This window comes from Caballeronia sp. LZ008 (genome assembly GCF_031451435.1).
GTDB lineage: Bacteria > Pseudomonadota > Gammaproteobacteria > Burkholderiales > Burkholderiaceae > Caballeronia > Caballeronia zhejiangensis.
In genome coordinates this window covers 277,455-301,338 of the sequence record NZ_JARUXK010000003.1, presented here as the reverse complement: position 1 = coordinate 301,338, position 23,884 = coordinate 277,455, and the positions used below count along the sequence as shown (strand labels likewise).

At 63.1% G+C, this 23,884-nt stretch carries 26 protein-coding genes and 1 pseudogene; 7 read left to right on the top strand and 20 right to left on the bottom strand.

Features of this window, described 5'->3' with window-relative positions:
* The first annotated feature begins 52 nt into the window (after nt 1-52).
* On the top strand, nt 53-787 hold the full coding sequence (gene fnr, locus QCE49_RS20545) for a fumarate/nitrate reduction transcriptional regulator Fnr (protein WP_250458647.1): 735 nt from the start codon (nt 53-55) through the stop codon (nt 785-787).
* Here fnr and QCE49_RS20540 read toward each other — a convergent pair.
* From QCE49_RS20540 to QCE49_RS20525, 4 genes are all read right to left on the bottom strand, one after another.
* Nucleotides 763-1,068, bottom strand: coding sequence for a DUF1488 domain-containing protein (locus QCE49_RS20540; RefSeq protein WP_008347608.1), 306 nt, complete (start codon nt 1,066-1,068; stop codon nt 763-765). The genes fnr and QCE49_RS20540 overlap by 25 nt on opposite strands.
* 94 nt (nt 1,069-1,162) lie before the next feature.
* The gene (locus tag QCE49_RS20535) at nt 1,163-1,471 is read right to left on the bottom strand and encodes a hypothetical protein (RefSeq protein WP_250458645.1); all 309 of its coding nucleotides are present in this window, start codon (nt 1,469-1,471) and stop codon (nt 1,163-1,165) included.
* A gap of 52 nt (nt 1,472-1,523) precedes the next feature.
* Nucleotides 1,524-1,970, bottom strand: a complete 447-nt coding sequence (locus tag QCE49_RS20530) for a universal stress protein (RefSeq protein WP_008347606.1) — start codon at nt 1,968-1,970, stop codon at nt 1,524-1,526.
* Between the two features lie 42 nt (nt 1,971-2,012).
* Nucleotides 2,013-3,050: a zinc-dependent alcohol dehydrogenase family protein gene (locus QCE49_RS20525; RefSeq protein ID WP_250458643.1), complete on the bottom strand. Its 1,038-nt coding sequence runs from the start codon at nt 3,048-3,050 to the stop codon at nt 2,013-2,015.
* 153 nt (nt 3,051-3,203) lie between these two features.
* On the opposite strand from QCE49_RS20525, the gene QCE49_RS20520 reads away from it, so the two are divergent.
* A complete protein-coding gene (locus tag QCE49_RS20520; protein WP_008347602.1) occupies nt 3,204-3,398 on the top strand; it encodes a hypothetical protein in 195 nt (64 codons plus the stop codon).
* 19 nt (nt 3,399-3,417) lie between these two features.
* Here QCE49_RS20520 and QCE49_RS20515 read toward each other — a convergent pair whose 3' ends face one another.
* The 7 genes from QCE49_RS20515 to catA form a co-directional block, all read right to left on the bottom strand.
* Nucleotides 3,418-4,758, bottom strand: a complete 1,341-nt coding sequence (locus QCE49_RS20515) for an MFS transporter (RefSeq protein ID WP_250458640.1) — start codon at nt 4,756-4,758, stop codon at nt 3,418-3,420.
* A gap of 145 nt (nt 4,759-4,903) precedes the next feature.
* On the bottom strand, nt 4,904-5,311 hold the full coding sequence (locus tag QCE49_RS20510) for a RidA family protein (RefSeq protein WP_250458638.1): 408 nt from the start codon (nt 5,309-5,311) through the stop codon (nt 4,904-4,906).
* A 19-nt stretch (nt 5,312-5,330) separates the two neighbouring features.
* Nucleotides 5,331-6,107, bottom strand: coding sequence for a benzoate diol dehydrogenase BenD (gene benD, locus QCE49_RS20505; protein WP_250458636.1), 777 nt, complete (start codon nt 6,105-6,107; stop codon nt 5,331-5,333).
* Nucleotides 6,104-7,132 (bottom strand): benzoate 1,2-dioxygenase electron transfer component BenC, encoded by a 1,029-nt coding sequence (gene benC, locus QCE49_RS20500; protein ID WP_250441310.1) that lies wholly within the window; start codon nt 7,130-7,132, stop codon nt 6,104-6,106. The genes benD and benC overlap by 4 nt, the downstream gene beginning before the upstream one ends.
* A 35-nt stretch (nt 7,133-7,167) precedes the next feature.
* The gene (gene benB / locus QCE49_RS20495; protein WP_008347590.1) at nt 7,168-7,656 is read right to left on the bottom strand and encodes a benzoate 1,2-dioxygenase small subunit; all 489 of its coding nucleotides are present in this window, start codon (nt 7,654-7,656) and stop codon (nt 7,168-7,170) included.
* Nucleotides 7,653-9,011 carry a Rieske 2Fe-2S domain-containing protein gene (locus QCE49_RS20490; protein ID WP_250458627.1) on the bottom strand — a complete coding sequence of 453 codons (1,359 nt, stop codon included), beginning with the start codon at nt 9,009-9,011 and terminating at the stop codon, nt 7,653-7,655. Before QCE49_RS20490 ends, benB begins: the two co-directional genes overlap by 4 nt.
* A 105-nt stretch (nt 9,012-9,116) precedes the next feature.
* A complete protein-coding gene (catA, locus tag QCE49_RS20485) occupies nt 9,117-10,052 on the bottom strand; it encodes a catechol 1,2-dioxygenase (RefSeq protein ID WP_008347586.1) in 936 nt (311 codons plus the stop codon).
* 177 nt (nt 10,053-10,229) lie between these two features.
* Here catA and QCE49_RS20480 point away from each other — a divergent pair, with 177 nt between their 5' ends.
* The 4 genes and pseudogenes from QCE49_RS20480 (at nt 10,230) to QCE49_RS20465 (ending at nt 13,896) form a co-directional block, all read left to right on the top strand.
* Nucleotides 10,230-11,153 (top strand): LysR family transcriptional regulator, encoded by a 924-nt coding sequence (locus QCE49_RS20480; protein WP_008347585.1) that lies wholly within the window; start codon nt 10,230-10,232, stop codon nt 11,151-11,153.
* Between the two features lie 105 nt (nt 11,154-11,258).
* A complete protein-coding gene (locus tag QCE49_RS20475) occupies nt 11,259-12,386 on the top strand; it encodes a muconate/chloromuconate family cycloisomerase (protein ID WP_008347583.1) in 1,128 nt (375 codons plus the stop codon).
* A 38-nt stretch (nt 12,387-12,424) separates the two neighbouring features.
* Nucleotides 12,425-12,703, top strand: coding sequence for a muconolactone Delta-isomerase (gene catC, locus QCE49_RS20470; protein ID WP_008347582.1), 279 nt, complete (start codon nt 12,425-12,427; stop codon nt 12,701-12,703).
* A gap of 8 nt (nt 12,704-12,711) precedes the next feature.
* Nucleotides 12,712-13,896: pseudogene (locus tag QCE49_RS20465) on the top strand (benzoate/H(+) symporter BenE family transporter).
* Nucleotides 13,897-14,272: 376 nt separating this feature from the next.
* On the opposite strand, the gene QCE49_RS20460 reads toward QCE49_RS20465, so the two are convergent.
* The 3 genes from QCE49_RS20460 to QCE49_RS20450 form a co-directional block, all read right to left on the bottom strand.
* On the bottom strand, nt 14,273-15,826 hold the full coding sequence (locus QCE49_RS20460; RefSeq protein ID WP_250458617.1) for a class I adenylate-forming enzyme family protein: 1,554 nt from the start codon (nt 15,824-15,826) through the stop codon (nt 14,273-14,275).
* A 67-nt stretch (nt 15,827-15,893) separates the two neighbouring features.
* Nucleotides 15,894-17,099, bottom strand: coding sequence for an amino acid aminotransferase (locus tag QCE49_RS20455; RefSeq protein WP_250458614.1), 1,206 nt, complete (start codon nt 17,097-17,099; stop codon nt 15,894-15,896).
* 11 nt (nt 17,100-17,110) lie between these two features.
* A complete protein-coding gene (locus tag QCE49_RS20450; RefSeq protein WP_008347574.1) occupies nt 17,111-18,484 on the bottom strand; it encodes an amino acid permease in 1,374 nt (457 codons plus the stop codon).
* Nucleotides 18,485-18,619: 135 nt separating this feature from the next.
* Between QCE49_RS20450 and QCE49_RS20445 the strand changes: the two genes are divergently transcribed.
* A complete protein-coding gene (locus QCE49_RS20445; protein ID WP_175980527.1) occupies nt 18,620-19,093 on the top strand; it encodes an Lrp/AsnC family transcriptional regulator in 474 nt (157 codons plus the stop codon).
* Nucleotides 19,094-19,116: 23 nt separating this feature from the next.
* Here QCE49_RS20445 and QCE49_RS20440 read toward each other — a convergent pair whose 3' ends face one another.
* The 6 genes from QCE49_RS20440 to QCE49_RS20415 all read right to left on the bottom strand — a co-directional run.
* Nucleotides 19,117-19,914 carry an ATP-binding cassette domain-containing protein gene (locus QCE49_RS20440; RefSeq protein WP_250458612.1) on the bottom strand — a complete coding sequence of 266 codons (798 nt, stop codon included), beginning with the start codon at nt 19,912-19,914 and terminating at the stop codon, nt 19,117-19,119.
* On the bottom strand, nt 19,911-20,693 hold the full coding sequence (gene ssuC, locus QCE49_RS20435) for an aliphatic sulfonate ABC transporter permease SsuC (RefSeq protein WP_008347569.1): 783 nt from the start codon (nt 20,691-20,693) through the stop codon (nt 19,911-19,913). Before ssuC ends, QCE49_RS20440 begins: the two co-directional genes overlap by 4 nt.
* Nucleotides 20,690-21,838, bottom strand: coding sequence for an FMNH2-dependent alkanesulfonate monooxygenase (ssuD, locus tag QCE49_RS20430; RefSeq protein WP_008347568.1), 1,149 nt, complete (start codon nt 21,836-21,838; stop codon nt 20,690-20,692). Before ssuD ends, ssuC begins: the two co-directional genes overlap by 4 nt.
* A 138-nt stretch (nt 21,839-21,976) precedes the next feature.
* On the bottom strand, nt 21,977-22,963 hold the full coding sequence (locus QCE49_RS20425; protein WP_250437132.1) for a sulfonate ABC transporter substrate-binding protein: 987 nt from the start codon (nt 22,961-22,963) through the stop codon (nt 21,977-21,979).
* A gap of 151 nt (nt 22,964-23,114) precedes the next feature.
* Entirely contained in the window at nt 23,115-23,309 is a 195-nt protein-coding gene (locus QCE49_RS20420; protein WP_008347565.1) for a hypothetical protein, read from the bottom strand.
* A 209-nt stretch (nt 23,310-23,518) separates the two neighbouring features.
* On the bottom strand, nt 23,519-23,884 hold a 366-nt coding region (locus QCE49_RS20415), incomplete at its 5' end, for a BON domain-containing protein (RefSeq protein ID WP_309806368.1).

The window sequence follows — 23,884 nt, the reverse complement described above, 5'->3', positions numbered from 1 at the left end:
GACATGCGGGATCGCGCGTCGATGCGCGATCCGGTTCGACAGGAGGCGCAGCATGATTTCCGCGAGCGCAGACAGTCCCGGCATGCACGCCGACGCGAAGCCGCCGAGCACGCGTTGCTCGACGTGTTCGATGAAGCGCATCTGCATGCCGTCCGGCTTGTCGCCGGTCGATTATCAGCGTCTCGACGCGATGATCAGCTCGACGCGCTTCGTGCGGCGCGGCGAAACGCTTTTCCGCAGCGGCGATCCCTTCCAGAGTCTCTATGCGCTGCGCAGCGGCTGCTTCAAGACCGTCGTCATGCATCGCGAAGGACACGAGCAGGTCACGGGCTTTCATCTGGCGGCCGAGCCCCTCGGGTTCGACGGCGTGAGCACCGACCGGCACGCGTGCGACGCCATCGCGCTGGAAGACAGCGTCGTCTGCATCGTTCCGTTCGATCTGCTCGAATTGCTGTGCCGCGAAGTGAAGGCGGTGCAGCATCACGTTCATCGCATGATGTGCGGCGAGATCGTGCGCGAATCCAATCTGATGATGCTGCTCGGCACGATGACGGCGGAGCAGCGCGTCGCGGCCTTCCTGCTCAATCTGTCGACGCGCATGAAGGCGCGCGGCTATTCGCCCGCGCAATTCGTGATGCGCATGACGCGCGAGGAAATCGGCAGCTATCTCGGGCTGAAGATCGAAACGGTCAGCCGCATGTTCTCGCGGCTGCAAAAGGCCGGCGTGATCGACGCGCGCGGCAAGGACGTGCGGATCCTCGATCAGGCGCGGCTCGAAGCAGTCTGAGCGCGCGCTTCGCGAAAGCGGAAAAATCCGCTGCGCAGCATCACCGACGTGCCGCCGACGCGGCTCAGCACATGTTCGGCGGCGCCTTCTATCGACGAGCGATGGCTCTCGAACGCCTGCTGCAGATCTTCCTCACGCCACGACGCCGCGCCGAAGTGATCCTCCAGCGCTTCGGCCGAAATGGTGCACTCGATCGGCTCACCGTCCGCGAAGGCGGCGAAAGTGAGCGAAGGGACATCGCCCTGATAGACGGGCGGCTGACTCGGAAACGTAACGATCATGCCGATACCTCGTGGAACGTTGATGCGACGCGAGCCGGCGCAGCGCATATCCACTTAGTCTTGGCCACGGTTTCGGAGCGCGTATTGATCTGGATCAAATCGCATCCGGCGCGCCGCGCTGAAGCAGCTGAACGGCGTCATCGAATGTATGACGCAGCGCCGCGTTCACGTCGGCGTGTGTGCTGCGTTGCACCGTGACCTGCTCGGAATCGCGCGTGAGCAGAACCAGTTGCGCGTCGAAGACGGTGCGTCCCGCGCGATCGAGCGACGCCTTGATCGTGAGCCTGCAATCGACGATGTCTTTCGCGACGCCCGCAAGCCGCACGAGTTCGACGCCCGCTTCGCGTTCGATCGCGCTCGAGCCCGCGAAGCCGAGGCAGGCGATCTGCATTCCGAGGCCCATGTCATTGTTCTCCGGTCAGGCCATCGCGCGGGCGCGCCTCACTCGTCGTGGCTCACGCGTCTTTCGCGACATGCTTCGGTGCGCGCGTGAGCAGCACCGGACACGTCGAGCGTCTGACGAACGCTTCCGCGACGCTGCCGAGCGCGAGCCTGCGCAACCCGGTCCGGCCATGCGTGCCCATCACGACGAGATCCGCGGGCATGTGCACCGCGCGGCGCTGCAGGCACTTCGCGATCGTATCGGTGACGTTGCGCGTCTCCGCGAGTTCCGTTTCGCATTCGATGCCCGCATCGATCACGCGCGCATACGCGATATCGAGCGCGTGCCCGCCTTCCTCGCGCACGTTCACGCGATACTGCGCCGGATACGACGAAAGCGCGGCCACGTCGATCACGTACACGACATTCACTCGCGCACGCGCGCCGATGCGGATCGCTTCGTCGAGCGCGCGTTGCGAGCACTCGCTGCCATCGAGCGCAACCAGGATTTTGCGGTACATCGTTTTTCGGCCCGCACGGCTTCCCGCTGAAGGCCGCCCACTTCAAATTTCGATGATGACCTTCAGCGCGTTCGTTTCCGCCGCGCGGCCAAAGGTGTCGTAAGCGTCGAGCGCGCGCGCGAGCGTGAAGCGGTGCGTGATGAGCTGCTTCGGCTGCAGCCGCCCCGCGCGCACGGTCTTGAGCAGCATCGGCGTGCTGACCGTATCGACGAGACGCGTCGTGATGCTGATGTTGCGATCCCAGAGCGATTCGAGATGCAGATCGGCCTTCACGCCATGCACGCCGACATTCGCGATGGTGCCGCCCGCCGCGACGATCTGCTGGCACAGCTCGAAGGTCGCCGGCACGCCGACCGCTTCGACGGCGCAATCGACGCCCGCGCCATCGGTCAGACGCATGATCTCGGCGACGGCCTCCGTGCGCGCGATGTCGATGCACGCGCTCGCGCCGAACGTACGCGCGATTTCGAGCCGATGCGCGTCGCGATCGATCATGACGATCTGCGCCGGCGCGTAGAACTGCGCGGTGAGCAAGGCGGCGAGACCGACCGGCCCCGCGCCGACTATCGCGACCGTGCTGCCCGGCTGCACGCGCCCGTTGAGCACGCCGCATTCGAAGCCCGTCGGAAGAATGTCGGAGAGCATGACGAGCGCCTCTTCCTCGACATCTGCCGGAATCGGATAGAGGCTCGTATCCGCGTGCGGGATGCGCACGTATTCGGCCTGCGTGCCGTCGATCTTGTGGCCGAGAATCCAGCCGCCCGTCGCGCAGTGCGAATACATGCCGCGCCGGCACGCCTCGCACTTTCCGCACGACGAAATGCACGAGATCAGCACGCGATCGCCCGGCTTGAACGTCGACACCGCCGCGCCGACGTCCTCGGCGACGCCCACGCCTTCGTGACCCAACACGCGGCCGGGCTCGCAGGTGGGAACATCGCCCTTGAGAATGTGCAGATCGGTTCCGCAGATGGTCGTGCGCGTCACGCGAACGATCGCATCGGTGGCGGCGGCGAGCGCGGGTTTCGGCCGCTCGTCGAGCGACTTGATGCCGGGGCCGTGATAGACGAGTGCTTTCATCTGCGAACTCCGTTGCGTGGCGCGTGACGTGAATCGACGCTCTCACTCTATCGGGACGCCCGCGGCTCCGATTGACTTGAATCAAGCGCACGCGCATATCGCGAGTAACATGAAACCACCTGATTGACTGCGTTTTCATTTTCAGGAGGCTGCATGAAAGCGGTGTGTCCGTTGCATGGACCGACGACCATCGTCCGCACGAACGCGTACGGCTTTCCGGTCTATGCGTGCTGCTGCCACGACGTGCCTTATGTCACGCCGCCCGATGCCTGCACGCGCGCGCCGACGCAGCGCGGCGCTCCATCCGAGCCGCAGAAGGCCCGGCAACCGAAGCCCGCGAAGGAGTGATTGCCGGGCGCACGCGTCGTTACGCCGGATCGGCGGCGGCCACGGCGATGGCGTCATTGCGCGAACGACGCGCATCGATCAGACAAACGGCAAGCATCGCGATGACGCCGGGCACCGCGATGGCGACGAAGTTCTGCTGCAGCGGCAACGCCTTGCTCACGAGAAAGCCGATCACGATAGGCGCGAGAATCGCCCCGCTGCGCCCGATGCCAGACGCCCAGCCGATGCCCGTCGAGCGGATCGCGGTCGGATAGAACTGACCGGCGAACGCATACGTGACGATCTGCGTGCCGATCGTCGATGCGCCCGCGAGACCCACCAGGAAAAACAGCACGCCGACCGGCACCTTCACGCCCAACAGGCTGATGGAAATCGCGGCGAGCGCGTACATGGCGATCAGCACGTACTTGATGTTGAAGCGGTCCGCGAGCCATCCGCCGCCGATCGCGCCGATCATCGCGCCGAAGTTCAGAACGAGCACGAACGTGAGCGCCGAGCCGAGGCTGTGCCCCGCGCCAGCCATCAGTTTCGTCAGCCACGAACTCAGCGCGTAGACCATGAAGAGGCACATGAAGAACGCGATCCACAACATGACGGTGCTCATGCCGCGTCCTTCGGCGAAGAGTCGCGCGATCGACGAACCGGGCGCGGCTTCGCGATCGGAAAGCGCGAAGCGGTCGGCCTCTTGCGGCACATAGCGCGGATCGACGCGCGAAAGAATGTCCTTCAGGCGCGCCGCGCGTTCGTTTCGCACGAGGAATGCGAGCGACTCGGGCATGTACTTGAGGATCACAGGCGCGAGCAGCGCCGGAAGGCCCGCCGCGATGAAGACGGATTGCCAGCCGTAGCGCTCGATCATCCCCTTGCCGACGAGCGCCGCGAGCATGCCGCCGACGGAATATCCGCTGAACATCAGCGTCACCATCGTGCTGCGGATCTTGCGCGGCGAATACTCGGTCATTTGCGCGACGACATTCGGCATGACGCCGCCGATGCCCAGTCCCGCGAGAAAGCGCGCGATGCCGAACGTCACGGGATCGCGCGTCAATCCGGCCGCGGCCGTGAATACGCTGAACAGCAGCAGACAAATGACGATGGCGGGCACGCGGCCGATCCTGTCGGCAATCGTGCCGAGAAACACCGCGCCGATCATCATGCCGAGCAGCGCGGAACTCACCATGAATCCGGCGCTCGTCGGCTGAATGCCCATGTCGCTCATGATCGACGGAAGCGCGATCCCGACGACCGCGAGATCGTATCCGTCGAAGATGATGATGAGCGCGCACCAGAACAGAAGCAGCAAATGAAACTTGCTGAACCGGGCATCGTCGCATAGCTTTTGCACGTCTATTTGCCGCATGGGTGTCTCCAAGGATGTAGGACTTGCTTTGATTCCGCGATTTTTAATGTATTGATCAGGCGGAACGATGAACGCGCGCGCGTTCTCCTTGCTGCGTGCATGGCGCAGCAAGGTCGGTTCTTTTTACGTTGACGTTTCTTGCGTGTTACGACGCGCTCGCCGTCACTACGGCGACCGCCTTGATTTCGACGATATAACCCGCGGAACCACCGAGCATATGCGCGCCGATCGCGGTCCACGCCGGCAGCGGATGCGTGTTCAGATAACGCTCGCGCACCTGCATGAACAACGGCAGATCGCGCATGTCGGTATGAAAGCTCGTCACGTCGACGACATCGCTCAACGAAGCACCCGCCGCTTCGAGCACGAGCTTGAGATTGTCGAAAGCCTGCACGATCTGCGCTTCGCGGTCTTCGACCAGTTGCATGTTCGCATCGCGTCCGATCTGCCCGGACACGTAGATCGTATTGCCGGCCTTGATCGCGGGCGCATAGCGGATCTTTTCGTAGACCGCTTCCATTCCCGCGGGAACGATTGCCTTGCGTTCACTCATGATTGCGTCTCCCGTGACATCAGCCGTTATCGCCGCCGGCGACGGGCAATACCGCGCCGGTGATATAGCTCGCTTCGTCCGATGCGAGGAAGAGAATCGGCGCGATCTGTTCGTCCAGCGTGCCGTAGCGTTTGAAGAACGTCGATTCGGTGACCTGCTTCACCGCTTCGCCCATCCACACTTTTTCCTGCTCGCTGTCGCCGCTCGCATTGCGCGGCACGCGTCGCGCGGGCGCTTCGGTGCCGCCCGGCGCGGCTGCGACCACGCGGATGTTGCGCTCGCCGTATTCCATCGCGAGCGCCTGCGTCATTGCGTTGACGCCGCCTTTCGCCGCCGAATACGGCACGCGACGAATCCCGCGCGTCGCGTTCGAAGACACGTTCACGATGGTTCCGCGCCCGCGTTCGAGCATATGGGGCAACACGGCATGGCACGCGTAGAGCGTCGGCATGAGCGAGCGCCGGATTTCGGCGTCGATCTGCGCGGGTTCGAACTCGGCAAACGGACGCATGCGAATCGCGCCGCCGACGCCGTTGATCAGGATATCGATGCCGCCGAACGTGCGCGCCGCGAACGCCATCGCGGATGCCGCGCCTTCATACGTTTCCATGTCGGCGACGAAGCCGGCCGTATCCGCGCCCTGCGCTTCGGCGGCCACTTCCCCGATAAAGTCCGCGCGATCGACGAGCACCACCTTCGCGCCTTCCGCCGCCGCACGCAGCGCCACGCCGCGCCCGATGCCCTGCGCCGCGCCGGTCACGACCATCACCTTGCCGGCAAATCGTTGCGTGTTCATGCTGCCACCGGCGCGGCGTTGGGCGTGAACTTCTCGTAGTGGAAGCTGTTGGGCTTCACGCCGCTATCGTCGAAGTGCTTGCGCACGGCATCGACCATCGGTGGCGGGCCGCAGAGATACACATCGACATCGCCGTCATTCAGCGATTCGGCGGGCATGTGCTGCGTCACCCAGCCTTTGCGCGGATGGTTCGAATCCGCATCCGCGACGACGGTGCTGAACGTGAAGTTCGGCAACCGCGCCGTATAGGCTTCGATCGCTTCGACTTGCACGAGATCGAGATCGCGCGTCACGCCATAGATGAGGTGAATCTTCTGCTGCGAGTTCGCGCGTGCGAGCACTTCGAGCATCGAGAGGAATGGCGCGAGACCCGTGCCGCCCGCGAGGAACAGCAGCGGACGCTCCACCCCGCGCAGATAGAAACTGCCGAGCGGACCGGTCAGCTCGACCGTGTGACCGGCCTGCGCGGATTCGAGCCATGTGCTCATCACGCCGCCGGGAATCTTCTTGATGAGAAAGCTGATCTTCGTCGCGCCCGGCGCCGACGAGAACGAATACGAACGATGCTGTCCGCTGCCCGGGACATCGATATTCACGTACTGGCCCGGCAGAAAAACCGGCGCGGGCGTAGCGGCATCCACATCCAGTTCGAGCACGACGGCGGCGTCGTTGTGCGGCTCGATCTTCGTGACCGTCGCGGCGAACTTGCTCTGCGCGGTCTTGCATGCCGTCGACGATGCCGGGACCGCGATCACGCAATCGCTCGATGGCACCATCTGGCAGGTGAGCACGAGACCGCTTTCCTTTTCGTCGTCGGAAAGCGCGTCTTCGATGTAGTCGTCGCCGAGATCATAGTTGCCGCTTTCGGCGCGGCATTTGCAGGTGCCGCAGACGCCGTCGGAGCAATCCATCGGCAGATTGATCTTGGCGCGGAATGCGGCGTCGAGAACTTTCTCGCCCGCCTTGCATTCGACAAAACGCGTCACGCCGTCTTCGAAATTCAGTGCAATGTTGTAGCTGGACATGTTGCCTCCTACTTCCTGTCTCGTCACCGCGAGTGTCAGACGTGATAGACGTCGAGCACCTGGCGGATATAGTCGTTCTTCAGCACAATCTTCTTGTGCGCAATCACCAGAATGTCGTCGACCTTGCGCAGCGTCACGAAGATCGTGCCGAAGAAATGATCGGTGATCTTGTAGCGGTGATTGAGCGTGTCGAAGTTGTAGCGCACATCCACTTCGTTCTCGCGCTCGGCCAGCACTTCCACGTTGGTGACGTTGTGGCTCGTGCGCGGCTCGGGCATCGAAGCGCCACTGCGCTCGGTCTTGATGCGGAACACGCGATCTTCGAGGCCGCCGCGATCCGGGTAATACATCAACGAGATCTGACTTTCGTGGTCATCGGTGATCTGATCGTCGTCGTCCCATGCGGGCATCCAGTACGTGACGTCTTCCGCATAGCAGCCGAGCCATTCGTCCCATTGACGATCGTCGAGCAGACGCGCTTCGCGATACAGCGTCGCGCAGATTTTCAGGTAGTCGAAGCTCATGCCAGTGTCTCCCCTTGTTCCTTCTTCAACGCGTCGCGCATCACGTTGACCCAGTATTCGTGCTGCACGACGAAGAGTCCTTCGTCTTCGCTGCGCTCGCCCGAAATGAGCGGCTTGATACCCATGTTCTGCGCGTTCTCGTCAGGACCGTGGACCCAAAGCGGCGCGCCGCGCGAGAGGTCGTTCCACATCGCCGTGATGCCCGCATAACCCGACTGGCACGCGCGAAATTCCTCGAGGTCGTCGCTCGTGCCCATGCCGGTCACGTTGAAGAAGTCTTCGTACTGACGGATGCGCGTCGCGCGATCTTCGGCGCTCTCGCCCTTCGGCGCGAAGCAGAAGATGCTGACTTCGGTCTTGTCGACGCCAAGCGGGCGCACCACGCGAATCTGCGTGCTGAACTGATCCATCAGAAAGACGTTCGGATAGAGGCACAGATTGCGCGTCTGATTGACGATGTAATCCGCCTGCACTTCGCCCACGCGCGCCTTGATCTCTTCGCGATGCTGATACACCGGCCGCACTTCCGGATTCATCGTCTTCGTCCACAACAGGATGTGGCCATGATCGAATCCGTACACGCCCGCGACCGACTTGCTCCAGCTATTCGCATCGACGGCCTTGGTGCCTTCGATCTTGCGGCGGCCCATCGTCGCGGCGTAATTCCAATGCACGGTGCTGACGTGATAACCGTCGCAGCCGTTTTCCATCTGCATCTTCCAGTTGCCGTCGTAGATGTACGAGGAATTGCCGCGCAAGACTTCGAGGCCGTTCGGCGCCTGATCGACGATCTGATCGATGATGACCTTCGTCTCGCCGAGATAGTCTTCGAGCGGCATCGAATCCGCATTCAGGCTGCCGAAGAGAAAGCCGCGATAGTTCTGGAAACGCGGCACGCGGCGCAGATCGTGCGAGCCGTGCGTGTTGAACTGGATCGGGTATTCGGTCGTCTTCTCGTCCTTCACCTTCAGCAGCTTGCCGGTGTTGGAGAACGTCCAGCCATGGAACGGACAGGTGAAGCTGCCCTTGTTGCCGTGCTTGCGGCGGCAGAGCATCGCCCCCTTGTGCGCGCATGCATTGATGACCGCGTGCAACTCGCCGGTCTTGTCTCGCGTCACCACGATGGGCTGACGGCCGATCCACGTCGTGTAGTAATCGTTGTTGTTCGGGATCTGGCTTTCGTGCGCGAGATACACCCAGTTGCTCTCGAAGATGTGTTTCATCTCGAGATCGAACAGATCGGCGTTCGTGAAGATGTCGCGGCGGCAACGGAAGATGCCACTCTCCTTGTCGTCCTGGACGGCGTTTTGCAGCAGTTCATCGAGCTGCGTGGCTTTGTCGGTGATGGCGGACATATGAGTTCTCCCTATGCGCGTTCCGGCGACGGAGCGCATGCATCGGTATCGAAGGGGTCGTACGGAGATTCGGGCGGCGGCGGGCTGACCGCCGCTGTTGCGTAATTACGCGGTGACGGATGCGCGCGGGCGCTGGACGAGCTGGTTGTCCTTGCCCTGCACGAGCGGCGTCAACTGGATGTCGAACACGATTTCGTTGTACGCGTCGGCCTTCAGCCCCAGCGCCGTGCCGCCCGTCTTTTCGACGACATGCGGAACGAGTTCTTCGCGAGTCGCATAAGCGAAGTCATCCCAGATCAGCGGATCGCCTTCGATGTTGATCTGCGTCGTCAGCTTGCGATGCTTCTCGCTCGTCGCGAAGAAGTGCACGTGCGCCGGACGATTGCCATGACGCGCGAGCGAGTTCAGCAGTTGCTGCGTCGCGCCGTGCGGCGGGCAGCCGTATCCGACCGGCATCAGCGTGCGGAATTCGTACTTGCCGTCCGCGCCCGTTTTCACTGCGCCGCGCAGATTGAAATCGCTTTGCGCGCCGGTCGGGTCGAAGTGCGAGTAGAAGCCGTTCGAGTTGGCGTGCCAGCATTCGACGACCGCGTTCGCAACCGGCTTGCCATCGTGACCCGTGACCGTGCCGCGAATGACGAGCGGGCCGGCGTTCGCATCGGGATCGAGATCGATCTTCGACACGCCCTCGCGCACCGGCGCACCAGCCACATACAGCGGGCCTTCGATGGTGCGCGGCGTGCCGCCGTGGATATCGGCTTCGCGGTCTGCGGCATCCATGCGGATGTCGAGATACTTCTCCAGACCGAGGCCGGCGGCGAGCAACGCCGCTTCGCCATCCTGACCGAGCTTGTTGAAGTAATTGACGCCGGCCCAGATTTCATCGGGCGTCATGTCGAGGTCGTCGATCGCCTTGAAGAGGTCGCTCAACAGGCGATGCGTGATCTCTTTGGCGCGAGCATTGCCGTCCTGACTCCCGATGTTCGCAGCGGCCTTCAGCAGGTCCTGCACTTCCTTCGTATCGAACACTTTGATGCTCATGTCTTCTCCTGAATCTCGCAATTTTCTGGTGGGGGTTAACCCTCGCTTCATCACCTGTGCAGATATGCTCGGAAGGTATAGTCGGGTGTTGAAACAGAGCGTGAAGGCAGGATAATGGACGTAAAGAAGCCCAGTCCAACACTGATTTAGTATCGGGCCATATCCAGGAGGTATTGAATGGAGTTGCGACACCTGCGTTACTTCGTGGCGGTGGCGGAAGAAAGAAACTTCACGCGCGCGGCCGAAAGGCTGCATATCGCACAACCGCCTTTGAGCCGTCAAATACAGCAACTCGAAGAAACGCTCGGCGTGCAACTCTTCGAACGCAACTCGCGGCCGCTCAAGCTCACGGAGACCGGCAAGTTCTTTTATTCGCATGCGGTGCAGTTGCTCGCGCAGACCGCCGAACTCGAATCGATGACGCGCCGCGTAGGCAATATCGAGCGCAGTCTTTCGGTGGGATTCGTCGGCTCGACGCTCTACGGCATGCTGCCGAAGATCATCCGGCGCTTTCGCGACGAGAACGCGACCGTCGAACTGAGCCTGCACGAAATGTCGACGATGGACCAGATCCGCGCGCTCAAGGATGGCCGCATCGATGTGGGCTTCGGGCGCATTCGTCATGAGGATGCCAACATCCGTCGCGTGATCTTGCGCGAAGAGCAACTGATCGTCGCGCTTCCGCTCGGGCACCCGCTCTCGCTCGCGAAGCCCATTCTCTCGCTGCGCGATCTCGTCAACGAGACGCTCATCATCTTTCCGAAGTCGCCGCGCCCGAGTTATGCGGATCAGGTGCTCGCGGCGTTTCAGGATCGCGGGCTCGCGCCGCGCAAGATCTACGAAGTGCGCGAATTGCAGATCGCGCTGGGGCTCGTCGCCGCGGGCGAAGGCATTTCCGTCGTGCCGAGCAGCGTCCACGGCCTGAAGCGCGACGACGTGAGCTACAAGGAACTCGACGATCCCACGCTCGTTTCGCCGGTCATCATGAGCATGCGCGCGCTCGACGAATCGCGCGACATCAAGGAAATGCTCGAACTCATTTACCGGCTGTATGACGAGGAGAAGATTCCTTACACGGCGCGCACGGATCGGGGGCGATGACGCACGTCATACCTGGGGGGTATCGCACTAGACGTGAATGGTCTTGGACAGGCGGCAAACGGGCGCGCAATACTGCATCAACCTCTCCATTCCGACATTTCAGGTATGAACGCCCAAATCACCTCCGTCGAAGCGATTCTGGTTGATCTCCCGACCATTCGCGCGCATCAACTCGCGATGGCGACGATGCAGCAGCAAACCCTCGTCATCGTCCGTCTGCGCACGAGCGACGGCATCGAGGGCATTGGCGAAGCCACGACCATCGGCGGCCTGTCTTACGGCGATGAAAGCCCCGAAGGCATCAAGCTGACGATCGATACCTATCTCGCGCCCGCGCTCATCGGACAGGATGCGAGCAACATCAACGCGGCGATGCTGAAGCTCAACAAGGTCGCGCGCGGCAATCGCTTCGCGAAGTGCGCGCTCGAAACGGCGCTGCTCGACGCGCAAGGCAAGCGGTTGAACGTGCCGGTGTCGGAGTTGCTCGGCGGCGCGGTGCGCAAGACGCTTCCGGTACTCTGGACGCTCGCGAGCGGCGACACGCAGCGCGATATCGAAGAAGCGGAAATGCTGCTGGCCGAACGCCGTCACAACACATTCAAGCTGAAGATCGGCCGGCGCGGCGTGCGCGATGACGTCGCGCATGTATCGAAGATCAAGGCCGCGCTCGGCGATCGCGCGAAAGTCACCGTCGACGTGAATCAGGCATGGAGCGAGACCGATGCGTCGCTCGGCATCGAAGCACTTCAGGCAGCGGGCATCGATCTCATCGAACAGCCGACTCCGCGCGAGCAGCGCGGCACGCTCGCGCGGCTCGCGGCGCGCTTCATCGTGCCGATCATGGCCGACGAAGCGGTGACGGGCCCCGAGGACGCGCTCGAACTCGTGCGTCACGCATGCGCCGATGTGTTCGCGCTGAAGATCGCGAAGTCCGGCGGCATCTACGGAATGATGCGCACGGCCGCCATCGCCGATGCGGCGGGCGTGTCGCTCTACGGCGGCACGATGCTCGAAGGCAGCATCGGCTCGATTGCATCGGCGCATGGTTTCAGCGCGTTGCCGCAGCTCGCGTGGGGCACGGAACTGTTCGGGCCGCTGCTGTTGAAGGACGACATCGTCACGGCGCGTCCGCAGTATCGCGACTTCGATCTGCACTTGCCGGAAGGACCGGGCCTCGGGCTTCAGATCGATGAAGCGAAGCTCGCGTTTTATCGTCGCGACAAGCGCGCTTGAATCATCGAATCAACGCATCAACAACGAATGGGGACATCATGCTTTATCTCGTCAGAATGGACGTTCATCTGCCGCACGACATGCCCGCCGCCAAAGCCGACGAAATCAAGGCGCGCGAGAAGGAATACTCGCAGGAACTGCAGCGGCAAGGCAAATGGCAGCAGTTGCATCGCGTGGTCGGCGAATATGCGAACTACAGCGTCTTCGATGTCGATTCGCACGATGAACTGCACACGATCTTGTCCGGCCTGCCGCTCTTCCCGTACATGACGATGCAAGTGACGGCGCTCGCGCATCATCCGTCGTCGATTCGCTGAAGCCGCGCATGTCGATTCCGGTATCGCGGGAAGGAAGCGGGTCGGTATCGGCGGTCAGCGCCGGGTTGCTTGCCGTCATCATCTCGTATGCCGGACCGCTCGCGATTCTCTTCCAGGCCGCGCACGCGGCACATGTCGGCAACGACGTGATCGCGTCGTGGGTCTGGTCCATCTCGATGGGCGCGGCCGTTTCGGGCATCGCGCTGAGTGTGTGGCTGAAGCAGCCGATCATCACCGCGTGGTCGGCGCCCGGTTCGGCGCTGATCGTCACGCTGTTTCCCGGCATGCCGGTGAGCGAGGCGATCGGCGCGTATATCGTCGCGGGCGCGTGCATCTTCGTGCTCGGCTTGTCGGGATGATTCGATGAGATCGTCAAGCGCATACCGAAGGGCATCGCCTGCGCGATGATGGCCGGCATTCTCTTTCAGTTCGGCACGAACGTATTCAAGTCGATTGCCGTTACGCCGTGGCTCGCGTTGGGCATCATCGCGAGCTTCCTCGTTTTTCGCCGATGGGCGCCGCGCTACTGCCTCATTCTGGTTCTCGCGTCCGGCTGCGCGCTTGCGATGGCACTCGGCCTGACGCATTTCGAGTCGGTCAGCCTTCATCTCACGCGCCCCGTATTCACGATGCCGACTTGGTCCTGGCAATCGACCGTGAGTCTTGCGTTGCCGCTCGTCATCGTCAGTCTGACGGGGCAATTCCTGCCTGGCTTTTCGATCTTGCGCGTGTCGGGTTATCAGACGCCGACGCGTCCCGTGCTCATGACGACGGGCCTCGCATCGATGCTCGTCGCGTTTTCGGGCGGCATCACGATCGTCATCGCGGCGATTACGGCGGCGCTATGCACCGGGCCCGATGCGCATCGCGACCCGGCGAATCGTTATGTTGCGGGCATCGCCAATGGCGTCTTCTATCTGATCGGCGGATGCTTTGCGGGGACGGTCGTCATGCTGTTCGCCGCGCTGCCGAATGCGTTCGTTGCGGTGCTCGCCGGTCTCGCGCTGCTCGGCGCGATCGCGGCGAACGTCGTGGGGCTGGTGCAGGATGAGGCGCATCGGGAAGCTTCGTTTATCGCGTTTATCGCGACGGCTTCGAATATGAGTTTTCTCGGGTTGGGGTCGGCGTTTTGGGGGATCGTGCTGGGGACGATGGCGCATTTGGTGTTGGGGCGGGCGAGGGACAGGGGCTAATTCGGACTTTGCGTGTACGCCTTCAAAACGCACGGTTATCCCGAGAGCCATCCTCACGATGCGCAAGTCAGGCGGGACGCCGCTCGACTTCCAGAAGTTCACGCTTGAAGACGTGCGTATTAGCGGCGTCGATCCTATTGGATCGGGTGGCTACCATGCCGAGAATGTTTAACTCCCGTTTGCGAGCGTTAAACAGGGATACACCACTCAAAATGCGCAGGGCGGTAGCAATGGTGTCATTACAGCTGCGTTCGATCTTCGGGCACGCTCAATTCGGCAAATGCGTCGATCGTGCTCCGGAGCATGAGTGAGGGACTTGTCGATGGCGGTAGCTTTACGTCTTCGATCGGCGTGCTTACTTACCAAGGACAATATTTCAACTGACTGCAGCCGGCATCGCACCCGCTTGGCCGAATGTACACCTGGTACTTAAGGCCTCCCGACACCAGAACCCAATCGCCGCCCGATTCACCTTCCCTTGCTCGGTAAGCGGCACGCGCTGCACGGCAGCCATCCGCACAACCTTCGCCACTGCGACCCCACACGCCGATTCAAGCGCCCGCATGCAACGCGCGACATCCACACGCCTTCCTGTCCACGGCACCACTACGACATCCCACACATAACCGCGCGCAGCATCGGCCGATGCAACAGCGCGCGCATAGCGCACATCGGGCAACGCACAAAGCGGCGTTTCGATCTGCGCCGGACCGACGACGGCACCATCGATTTCGGCGACATCCCCTCCACGTCCGATCACATGCAGATAACCCCTCCCGTCGATGAAGCCGATATCGCCCGTCATGCACCAGCCATCGCGAAACTTCTGCGCCGCTTCGATCGGCTGCCGGTAATAGCCCTGCGCCACCGCCTTCGATTTCACCTCGATCGCGCCGTGCTCGCCATGACGCGCGAACGTGCCGTCGGCGCGGCGAATCCGCACCTCGACGCCCGGCCGGATACGCCCGGCGCTCTCGAGCAGACTCGCATCGACGAGATAGTCCGACGGCGTCAACACGCTCACGAGCCCCGCTTCGCTCGCGCCGTACATGTGCGTGAGCACCGGGCCGAGGCGCTCGATCGCGCGCCGCCGCAAAATCGCGGGCGCCGATCCGCCGATATGCGCGACCGAGCGCAACGAAGACAGATTGCGCCGATGAACGTCCGGATGATCCATCGTTTCGAACAGTTGCGGTTCGACGAGCAAGACGTCCGTGATGCGCTCGGCTTCGATCGTCGCGAGCGTTTCGGCGGGATCGTAGCCTGGCTTCAGCACGACGATGCCGCCGCCCATCAACGTGTTATCGACGAGCACTTGCGACAGATACGCAAGCGCGCCGTTGACGAGCTGCCGCCGATCCTCGGGGCTCGGCGCGCTCACCATCGTCGAATATGCGGCGAAGCTGCGGCGGCTCGCTTTCGGCACGCCGGTCGAGCCGCCCGATGACACCACCACGGCGAGATCGTCGGGTCGTGCGCGGCTCTCAACCGGCAGATCGTGCTGCACGCGCGCCCGGATATCCAGCCGCAAACGCGCCGGCCCCGTTCCGACATACGCGAGACGCGCGCCGCTATGCGCCGGCACGAGATGCTTCGTCTGTTCGAAGGCGATGAGCAACGTCGGCTGCATGCGCGTGACAAACGCGGCGCGCTGTTCCGCGCGCGTGATCGCGGGCAGGAACATCGTCGTTGCGCCGAGCAGGCCGGTCGCGTAGCGGATCGCGAGCGCATCGGGGCAGTTCGGCGCGAACATCGCGACGAACCCGCCGCGCGTGACGCCGAACGACGCAAGCGCCCGCGCATATCGATAGATCGATGCGCGAAACGCCGCGCCGGTCACGTCGTCGTCGAGATAGCGCAGCACCGTGCGATCGGCGTGCGCGTCGAGTTGGTCGAGCAGCCCATCGACATAAGAGCGAAACGTTTCCATGACTGCATCCCTCCTTCATCAGCGATGGATGCAGTGTGCCCGCGCACAATGAGGCGAAAATGAGCGGCTACGCGATCGCTTTCGACAGCACTTCGCCGATGGCGCGCGCGGTCGCATCGACGTTGCGCTCGTTCAGCGCCGCGACGCACATGCGGCCCGAGCGGATCAGATAGACGCCGTGCCGTTCGCGCAGCACGTCGACCTGCGCGGCGGAAAGCCCCGTGTACGTGAACATGCCGCGCTGCTCGACGTAACGCGCAAGCATCGCATCGGGCACGTTGCCGGAAAGACGCGCGTGAATCGCGCTACGCATGCGCGCGATGCGCGTGCACATCGACGCCAGTTCTTCCTGCCACGATTGCCGCAACGCGGGCGTCGTCAAGACGCGCGCGACGATCCTCGCGCCATGCGTCGGCGGATTGCTGTAGTTCGCGCGCACGGCGCTCGTCAGTTGACCGAGCACGCGCGCCGCTATCTCCGCCGATTCGCAGATCACCGACAACGCGCCGCAACGCTCGCCGTAGAGCGAAAAGTTCTTCGAGAACGAATTGGCGATCAGCGCGGGCACGTTGCGGCGAACCAGCTCGCGAATCGCGAACGCATCCGCATCGAGTCCCGCGCCGAAGCCCTGATACGCCATGTCGATGAACGGAAGCAAGTCGCGCGCTTTGATGGCATCGATGAGCATCGCCCATTGCGCATCGTTCAGATCGACGCCCGTGGGGTTATGACAGCACGCGTGCAGCAGCACGACGCTCTTCGCAGGCAGATCGAGGATCGCCGAGAGCATCGCGTCGAACTTCAGGCCGCCGCTCGCTTCGTCGTAGTACGGATACGTGCCGACCGTGAAGCCCGCGCGCTCGAAGATGAAGCGATGGTTATCCCACGTCGGATCGCTCACCCAGACGTGCGACGCCGGGAAATAGCGCTTGATGAAGTCCGCGCCGACCTTGAGCGCGCCGGAGCCGCCGAGCGTCTGCACGGTCGCGATGCGGCCTTCGATGCGCGCTGCGGAATCGTCGCCGAATACGAGCGACTGCACGGCATCGCGATACGCGGCGAAGCCCGCCATCGGCAGATACGGTTTCGCAGCGGGTTCCGCGAGCAACTGCGCTTCCGCGTCGCGCACGGCGCGCATCACCGGCAGACGGCCTTCGTCGTCGTAGTAGATGCCGATGCTCAGATTGACCTTGTCCGCGCGCGGATCCTTCGCGAAGTCTTCGTTGAGCGAAAGGATCGGATCGCCGGGATAGGCATCGATGTGTTCGAACATGACCGTCTCCGTCAGACGCGCGACAAGGCCGCACTCGCGCGACGGCGATTGCGAATCGCATAGCCGACGCCGAGCACCGCGAGCCACACGGGAATCAGATAGACCGAGATGCGCAGATCGGGGATCAGGCACATCACCACGAGAATGCCCGCGAGGAACGCGAGGCACAGATAGTTGGTGAGCGGATAGCCGAGGCTCTTGAACACGGTCGTTTCGCCGTTGCGCGCCTTCACGCGTCGGAATTGCAGATGGATGAGCGAGATCATCGCCCAGTTGATGATGAGCGCCGACACGACGAGCCCCATCAGCAACTCGAATGCCTTGCCCGGCATCAGATAGTTGATGAGCACGCAGACGGCCGTCGCGAGCGCGGAGACGCCGAGCGCGGCGAGCGGAATGCCGCGCCGGTTGACCTTGAGCAGCGCGCGCGGCGCATTGCCCTGCTGCGCGAGACCATAGAGCATGCGGCTGTTGCAATACACGCCGCTGTTATAGACCGAGAGCGCCGCAGTGAGCACCACGGCATTGAGCACATGCGCGACGAAGTTGCTGTTCATCGCATGGAAGATGAGCACGAACGGGCTGCCGCCGGTCACCACCTTCTGCCACGGATACAGCGAAAGGAGCACGCCGAGCGCGCCTACGTAGAAAATCAGAATGCGATAGATCACCTGATTGGTCGCGCGCGGAATCGTGTGCGAGGGATCGTCCGCTTCGGCCGCGGTGATGCCGACCAGCTCCAGCCCGCCGAACGAGAACATGATGACGGCCATCGCCATGACGAGACCGGAGACGCCGTTCGGGAAGAAGCCGCCGTGACGCCAGAGATTGGTCACGCTCGCGTCCGGCCCGGCGCTGCCCGAGAACAGCAGCCAGCCGCCGAAGCCGATCATGCCGACGATCGCGACGACCTTCACGATCGCGAACCAGAACTCCAGCTCGCCATACGATTTCACGCTCGTCAGATTGATCGCGTTGATGATGCAGAAGCAAACGAGCGCGGAGATCCACGTCGGGATGCCCGGCCACCAGTACTGCACGTAGATGCCGACGGCGGACAGCTCGGCCATCGACACGAGAATGTAGAGCACCCAGTAATTCCAGCCCGACAGAAAGCCCGCGTACTGTCCGCAGTATTTGTCCGCGAAGTGGCTGAACGAACCCGCGACCGGCTCGTCGACGACCATCTCGCCCAGTTGCCGCATGATGAAAAAGGCGACGATGCCCGCGATCGCGTAGCCGAGCAGCACCGATGGTCCCGCCGACTTGATCGTCTGCGCGATGCCGAGAAAAAGCCCGGTGCCGATCGCCCCGCCGAGCGCGATCAGCTGAATGTGACGGTTCTTCAGGCCGCGCTTGAGCGTGCCGTGTCCCTCATGTGTCACGTGTCTCTCTCCTTGTGCTCGATTTAGGGGAATCAGTGTAAATTTGTTACGGCACAATATGATTTCCTAACGCGCGCAGACAAACCCTAGTTTGCGCGTCCGGATTTCATCGATTGGTTCATCGGAGAAAGAAAATTGCAGACTATCGAGATCGATCGTATCGACCTGCGTTTGCTCGGGATACTGCAGTCGCGCGGACGCATCTCCAATCTCGAACTGGCGGAAGCGATCAACCTGTCGCCGGCGCAGACGTTGCGGCGGCATCGGCGGCTGGAAGAGATGGGTGTCATCAAGGGCTACGAGACGCGGCTCGATGCGCAGGCGCTGGGCTTCGGCGTCGTCGCCTTCATTCAGGTGACGATGGAGCGCGGGCACGTGCGCGACCTCGCGAAGTTCAAGGGCGTCGTCGGCAAGCTCGCGGAGATTCAGGAATGCTTCGCCGTGACCGGCGATATCGATTACATGCTGAAGGTGATCGCGCGGGACCTGAAGGGCTTGTCGGAGTTTCTGCTCGACACGCTGATGCGTATTCCCGGCGTGAGCGGCGTGAAGTCGAGCGTATGTCTCGACGAGTTGAAGTGCGTGAGCGCGGTGCCGCTGGAGGGATAGTGAGGGCGGCGCTCACGCCAGGATCAGGTCGAACCTCGCTGAAGCACCCGCGAAAGCACCTGTTCCTCGAGTTCGGCAAACCCCGGCGCCGTGCGCGTGCGCGGCCTCGGCAGCGGGACGTCGGTATCGAGCGTGATGCGCCCCGCATCGATCAGCACGATGCGATCGCCGAGCGACACCGCTTCCTGCACATCGTGCGTAACCAGCAGCGCGGTGAGCCGATGTTCACGCCACAAACGCTCGATCAAGCCCTGCATTTCGATGCGCGTCAACGCATCGAGCGCGCCGAGCGGTTCATCGAGCAAAAGCAGATCCGGCCGATGCACGAGCGCGCGCGCCAGCGCCACACGCTGACGCTGCCCGCCCGACAGACGCGACGGCCAGTCCTTCTCGCGTTCCGCGAGGCCGACCTCGGCAAGCGTCGCGCGGGCTTCGTCGCGCTTGTCGCGCGGCAGGCCGATCATCACGTTGTCGAGCACGCTCTTCCACGGCAAGAGACGCGCGTCCTGAAACATGATCCGCACTTGCAGTTCGTCCGATCGCGCGGCGGCGTTGCGCTGCAGAATGCCGCCGGTCGGTTGATCGAGACCGGCGATGAGCCGCAGCAACGTCGACTTGCCGCAGCCGCTGCGCCCGACGATCGATACGAAACTGCCGCGCTCGATCGACAAGTCCAGCCGATCCAGCACCGTGCGCTCGCCGAAGCGCTTCTCCACGCCGCGCAGCGACACGGCGATATCGCGCCCGCCGAGCGGCGCGCGCGCATGTGTTTCGACGCGCCTGAACGCGGGCGTCAGCGTGTCGATATCGATCAGATTCATGATTGCGCCTTCGTTTGATACGCCGGATGCCAGCGCAAGGTCGCGCGTTCGATCGCGCGCGCGGCCATGTCGGCGAGTTTGCCGAGCAGCGCGTACAGCAGGATGCCGACGACCACGACATCGGTTTGCAGGAACTCTCGCGCGTTCATCGTCATGTAGCCGATGCCCGACTGCGCGGAAATGGTCTCGGCGACGATCAGCATCACCCACATCAGCCCGAAGGCGAAGCGCACGCCGACGAGTATCGACGGCAACGCGCCCGGCAAAATCACATCGCGATACAGCGCGAAGCCGGACAAGCCGTAGCTTCTCGCCATCTCGATCAGGTCGCGATCGACCGAGCGGATGCCGTGATACGTGTTGACGTAGACCGGAAAGAACACGCCCAGCGCGACGAGCACGAGCTTCGCTTCCTCGCCGATGCCGAACCACAGGATCAAGAGCGGAATCATCGCGAGCGCGGGGATGTTGCGGATCATCTGCACGGTCGAGTCGAGCGCGATTTCGGCGGGCTTAAAAAGACCCGTCGCGAGACCGAGCACGAAGCCGATTCCGCCGCCCATCGCGAAGCCCGCGAGCGCGCGGCCCGCGCTGACCTTGACGTTGGCCCACAGATCGCCGGATTCGATCAGTGCCCACGCCGCCTTCACCACCGCGAGCGGTTCGGGCAGCACGCGCGACGACAGTCCGCCCGTGCGCGCGGCGCTTTCCCAAGCGATGAGGATCATCAACGGCACGAGCCACGGCAGCGCGCGGCGAGCAATGAATGCCAGTTTCATGATGCCGATGCGCGCGGCAATTCCGACGTGCCGATGACTTCGCCGAACGGCCCCGAGAGCGGCCCGCTCGCCTGCTCGCGCTGCTTGCGCGGCAGAAGCGGAAACACCAGTTCGGCGAAACGATACGACTCTTCAAGATGCGGATAACCCGACAGGATGAACGTATCGATGCCGAGTTCCGCGTACTGTTTCATCAGCCCGGCGACCTGCTCCGGATTGCCGACGAGCGCGGTGCCCGCTCCGCCGCGCACGAGCCCGACGCCCGCCCACAGATGCGGATACACCTCCAGCTTGTCGCGGCTGCCGCCGTGCAACGCGGCCATGCGTCGCTGGCCTTCGGAATCCATCTTCGCGAACGAGGCCTGCGCGCGGCGGATGGTTTCATCGTCGAGCTTGCTGATGAGTTTGTCGGCGTCGGCCCATGCTTCCTCTTCGGTCTCGCGCACGATCACATGCAGGCGAATGCCGAACTTGATGTCGCGCCCTTCCGCTTTCGCGCGGCTGCGGATATCGGCGAGCTTCTTCTCGACGTCCGCGGGCGGCTCGCCCCACGTGAGATACGTGTCGATGTGCTTCGCCGCGATATCGTGCGCCGCCGCCGACGAACCGCCGAACCACAGCGGCGGATGCTGCTTCTGCACCGGCGGATACAGCACCTTGCCGCCCTGCGATTGCAGATGCTTGCCGTCGAAATCGAAGCTGCCGTTGTCGTGCGACTGTTCGAGCAGGCCGCGCCAGATCGTGAGGAATTCGTCGGTGATTTCGTAGCGCGTGTCGTGATCGTGAAAGACGCCGTCGCCCGCGAGTTCGGTCGGATCGCCGCCCGTCACGACGTTGATGAGCAGACGCCCGTTCGAGAGCCGGTCGAACGTCGATGCCATGCGCGCCGACAATCCCGGCGAGCTCAGGCCAGGGCGAATCGCGACGAGAAACTTGAGGCGCTTCGTCGCGGGAATGAGGCTCGACGCGACCACCCACGCGTCCTCGCAGGAACGGCCCGTGGGCAGCAGCACGCCTTCGTAGCCGAGCGTATCGGCGGCTACCGCGATCTGACGGAAGTAATCGTAATTCGCGGCGCGCGCGCCTTGCGACGTGCCGAGATAGCGGCTGTCGCCGTGCGTGGGGATGAACCAGAAAACATTCATGTTCGTCGTGTCTGAGAGAGGGCTTGCCGCGCGCAGGAATGCAGCGGCGCTCGAACGAGTCTAACGACGCGTCGCGCGCGGCTGAACCATCGATTCGCGCTAAGGATGTGCGTGATCGTGCTAACGCCGGTCGCCGCGTCAGGCAACGTTCCAGCGCGCTTCGGTCACGTCGAGCTTCTTCGGGATGAGCTTGAGGCTCGTGAAGGTATCGGCGATCTGCTGCTGGTACGCGAGCGTGGCTGGATCGATCGGCTGCACGCCGTACGACGTGCGTTTCAACGCCGTTTCGAGGATGCCGGTATCGAGCCCGACGAGCGGCGACAATTGCGCCGCCACGGCGGAGACGTTGTCGCGCGCCCAGCGATCGACCTGATCCAGCTCTTCGAGCACCGCATGCACGAGTTGCGGCTGCGCCGTCGCGATCCTGCGCGTCGCGAGGTAGTACTGCACGTTGCGCACGATGCCTTCTGCGTCGGTCAGTTGACGCGCGTTCGCCTGCTTTTCGGCGGCGGCGAGATACGGATCCCAGATCGCCCATGCGTCGATGCTGCCCTGCACGAACGCGGCGCGCGCATCGGCGGGCGCGAGATAGACCGGTTGAATATCCGACCACGTGAGATTCGCTTTTTTGAGCGCCTCGACGAGCAGATAGTGAACATTCGATCCTTTATTCAGCGCCACTTTCTTGCCGCGCAATTCCGCGACCGAACGGATAGTCGAATCCTTCGGCACGACGATCGCCTCGGCGTGCGGCGCGGGCGGCTCGTGGCCGATATACACGAAGTCGACGCCCGCCGCCTGCGCGAAGATCGGCGGCGTCTCGCCTACCGTGCCGATATCGACCGCGCCCGCATTGAGTCCCTCGAGCAGTTGCGGCCCGGCCGGGAATTCGAGCCATTGCACCGTGACACCTTGCGCCGCAAGGCGTTTGTCGAGCGATCCGCGCGCCTTGAGCACGACGAAGTTGCCGTACTTCTGATAGCCGATACGCAAGGTCTTCGGCGCATCGGCGGCTTGCGCGATGCGCGTGGCGAGCCCGCCCGACAGCCCCGCACCGAGCGCGGCGAGCGTGAAGAGCGTGCGACGGCGCGCGGGAATGGAAGGCGTGTTCTTGCGGTCGGACATGCGTGTTTCCTCGTTGAGCGAAGGCATCTTTACCGATGCCAATGCTAACAACGCATGCCTCGCGGGCTAAACGAGAAATCGTGATATCGATAGTGCGGTCAGGCCGATGTGTACCGACGTGACTCAGTACGTCTGCACACGTCCCGACGACTCAGTGAGTGCGCCGCACGGCGCGCAGCAGCCAATCGCCATCTTCCGTGATGCGCGGCAGTTGCGCGCCGCTCACGAGTTGTTCCATCGCGATCAGTTGACGTTCGAGAAGCGTGTCGAGCTCGTGCCGGTCGATGATCTGATCGGCGGCATCCTTGACGAGCATGAGGGTTGCGAATTCGTGTGCGCTGAGCATACCTGTCTCCCCATCGTTTGATTAGCTGATGTAGGCATGCGCTTCGGACGCATGACCCGGGGGTACCTCTGGCCGCGATAGCAGCGGGATTCGATAGTAGGACCGGATGCCCGTTCGCGGCAATTCGGGTCGTCCCGGATAGTGGGAGAAATCGGCCGATCGAGACGACTTACGCCGCGACGCGCCTGTCGTTGATCGGCTTCGGACTTTCACAGCCCCGGCATGATCGGATAAGGAATCGTGTGATCCTCGACGCGCTTCACGCCCGGAATGCTTTGCGACGCGATACGCATGGCATCGAGCTGATCCCTCGACCACACCGTGCCCCACAAATGCACGACGCCATCGCGCACGACGATATTGCGCCCCGGAAACGCCCAGCCGCGTCCCGCGAGATCGCCCATCAGCATGGCGCGGATCTCGGCATCGCTGGCGAGCGCCTCGGGCGCGGCTTCGACGGCGAGCGCCGACGCCAGCGCCTGCACCAGATTCGAGCGGCTGACGACGCCGCGTCGAGCGGCACATCTTCGCCCACGGCCAGCGCGCCCGCTCCCGCGTCGAGCACGGATAGCACG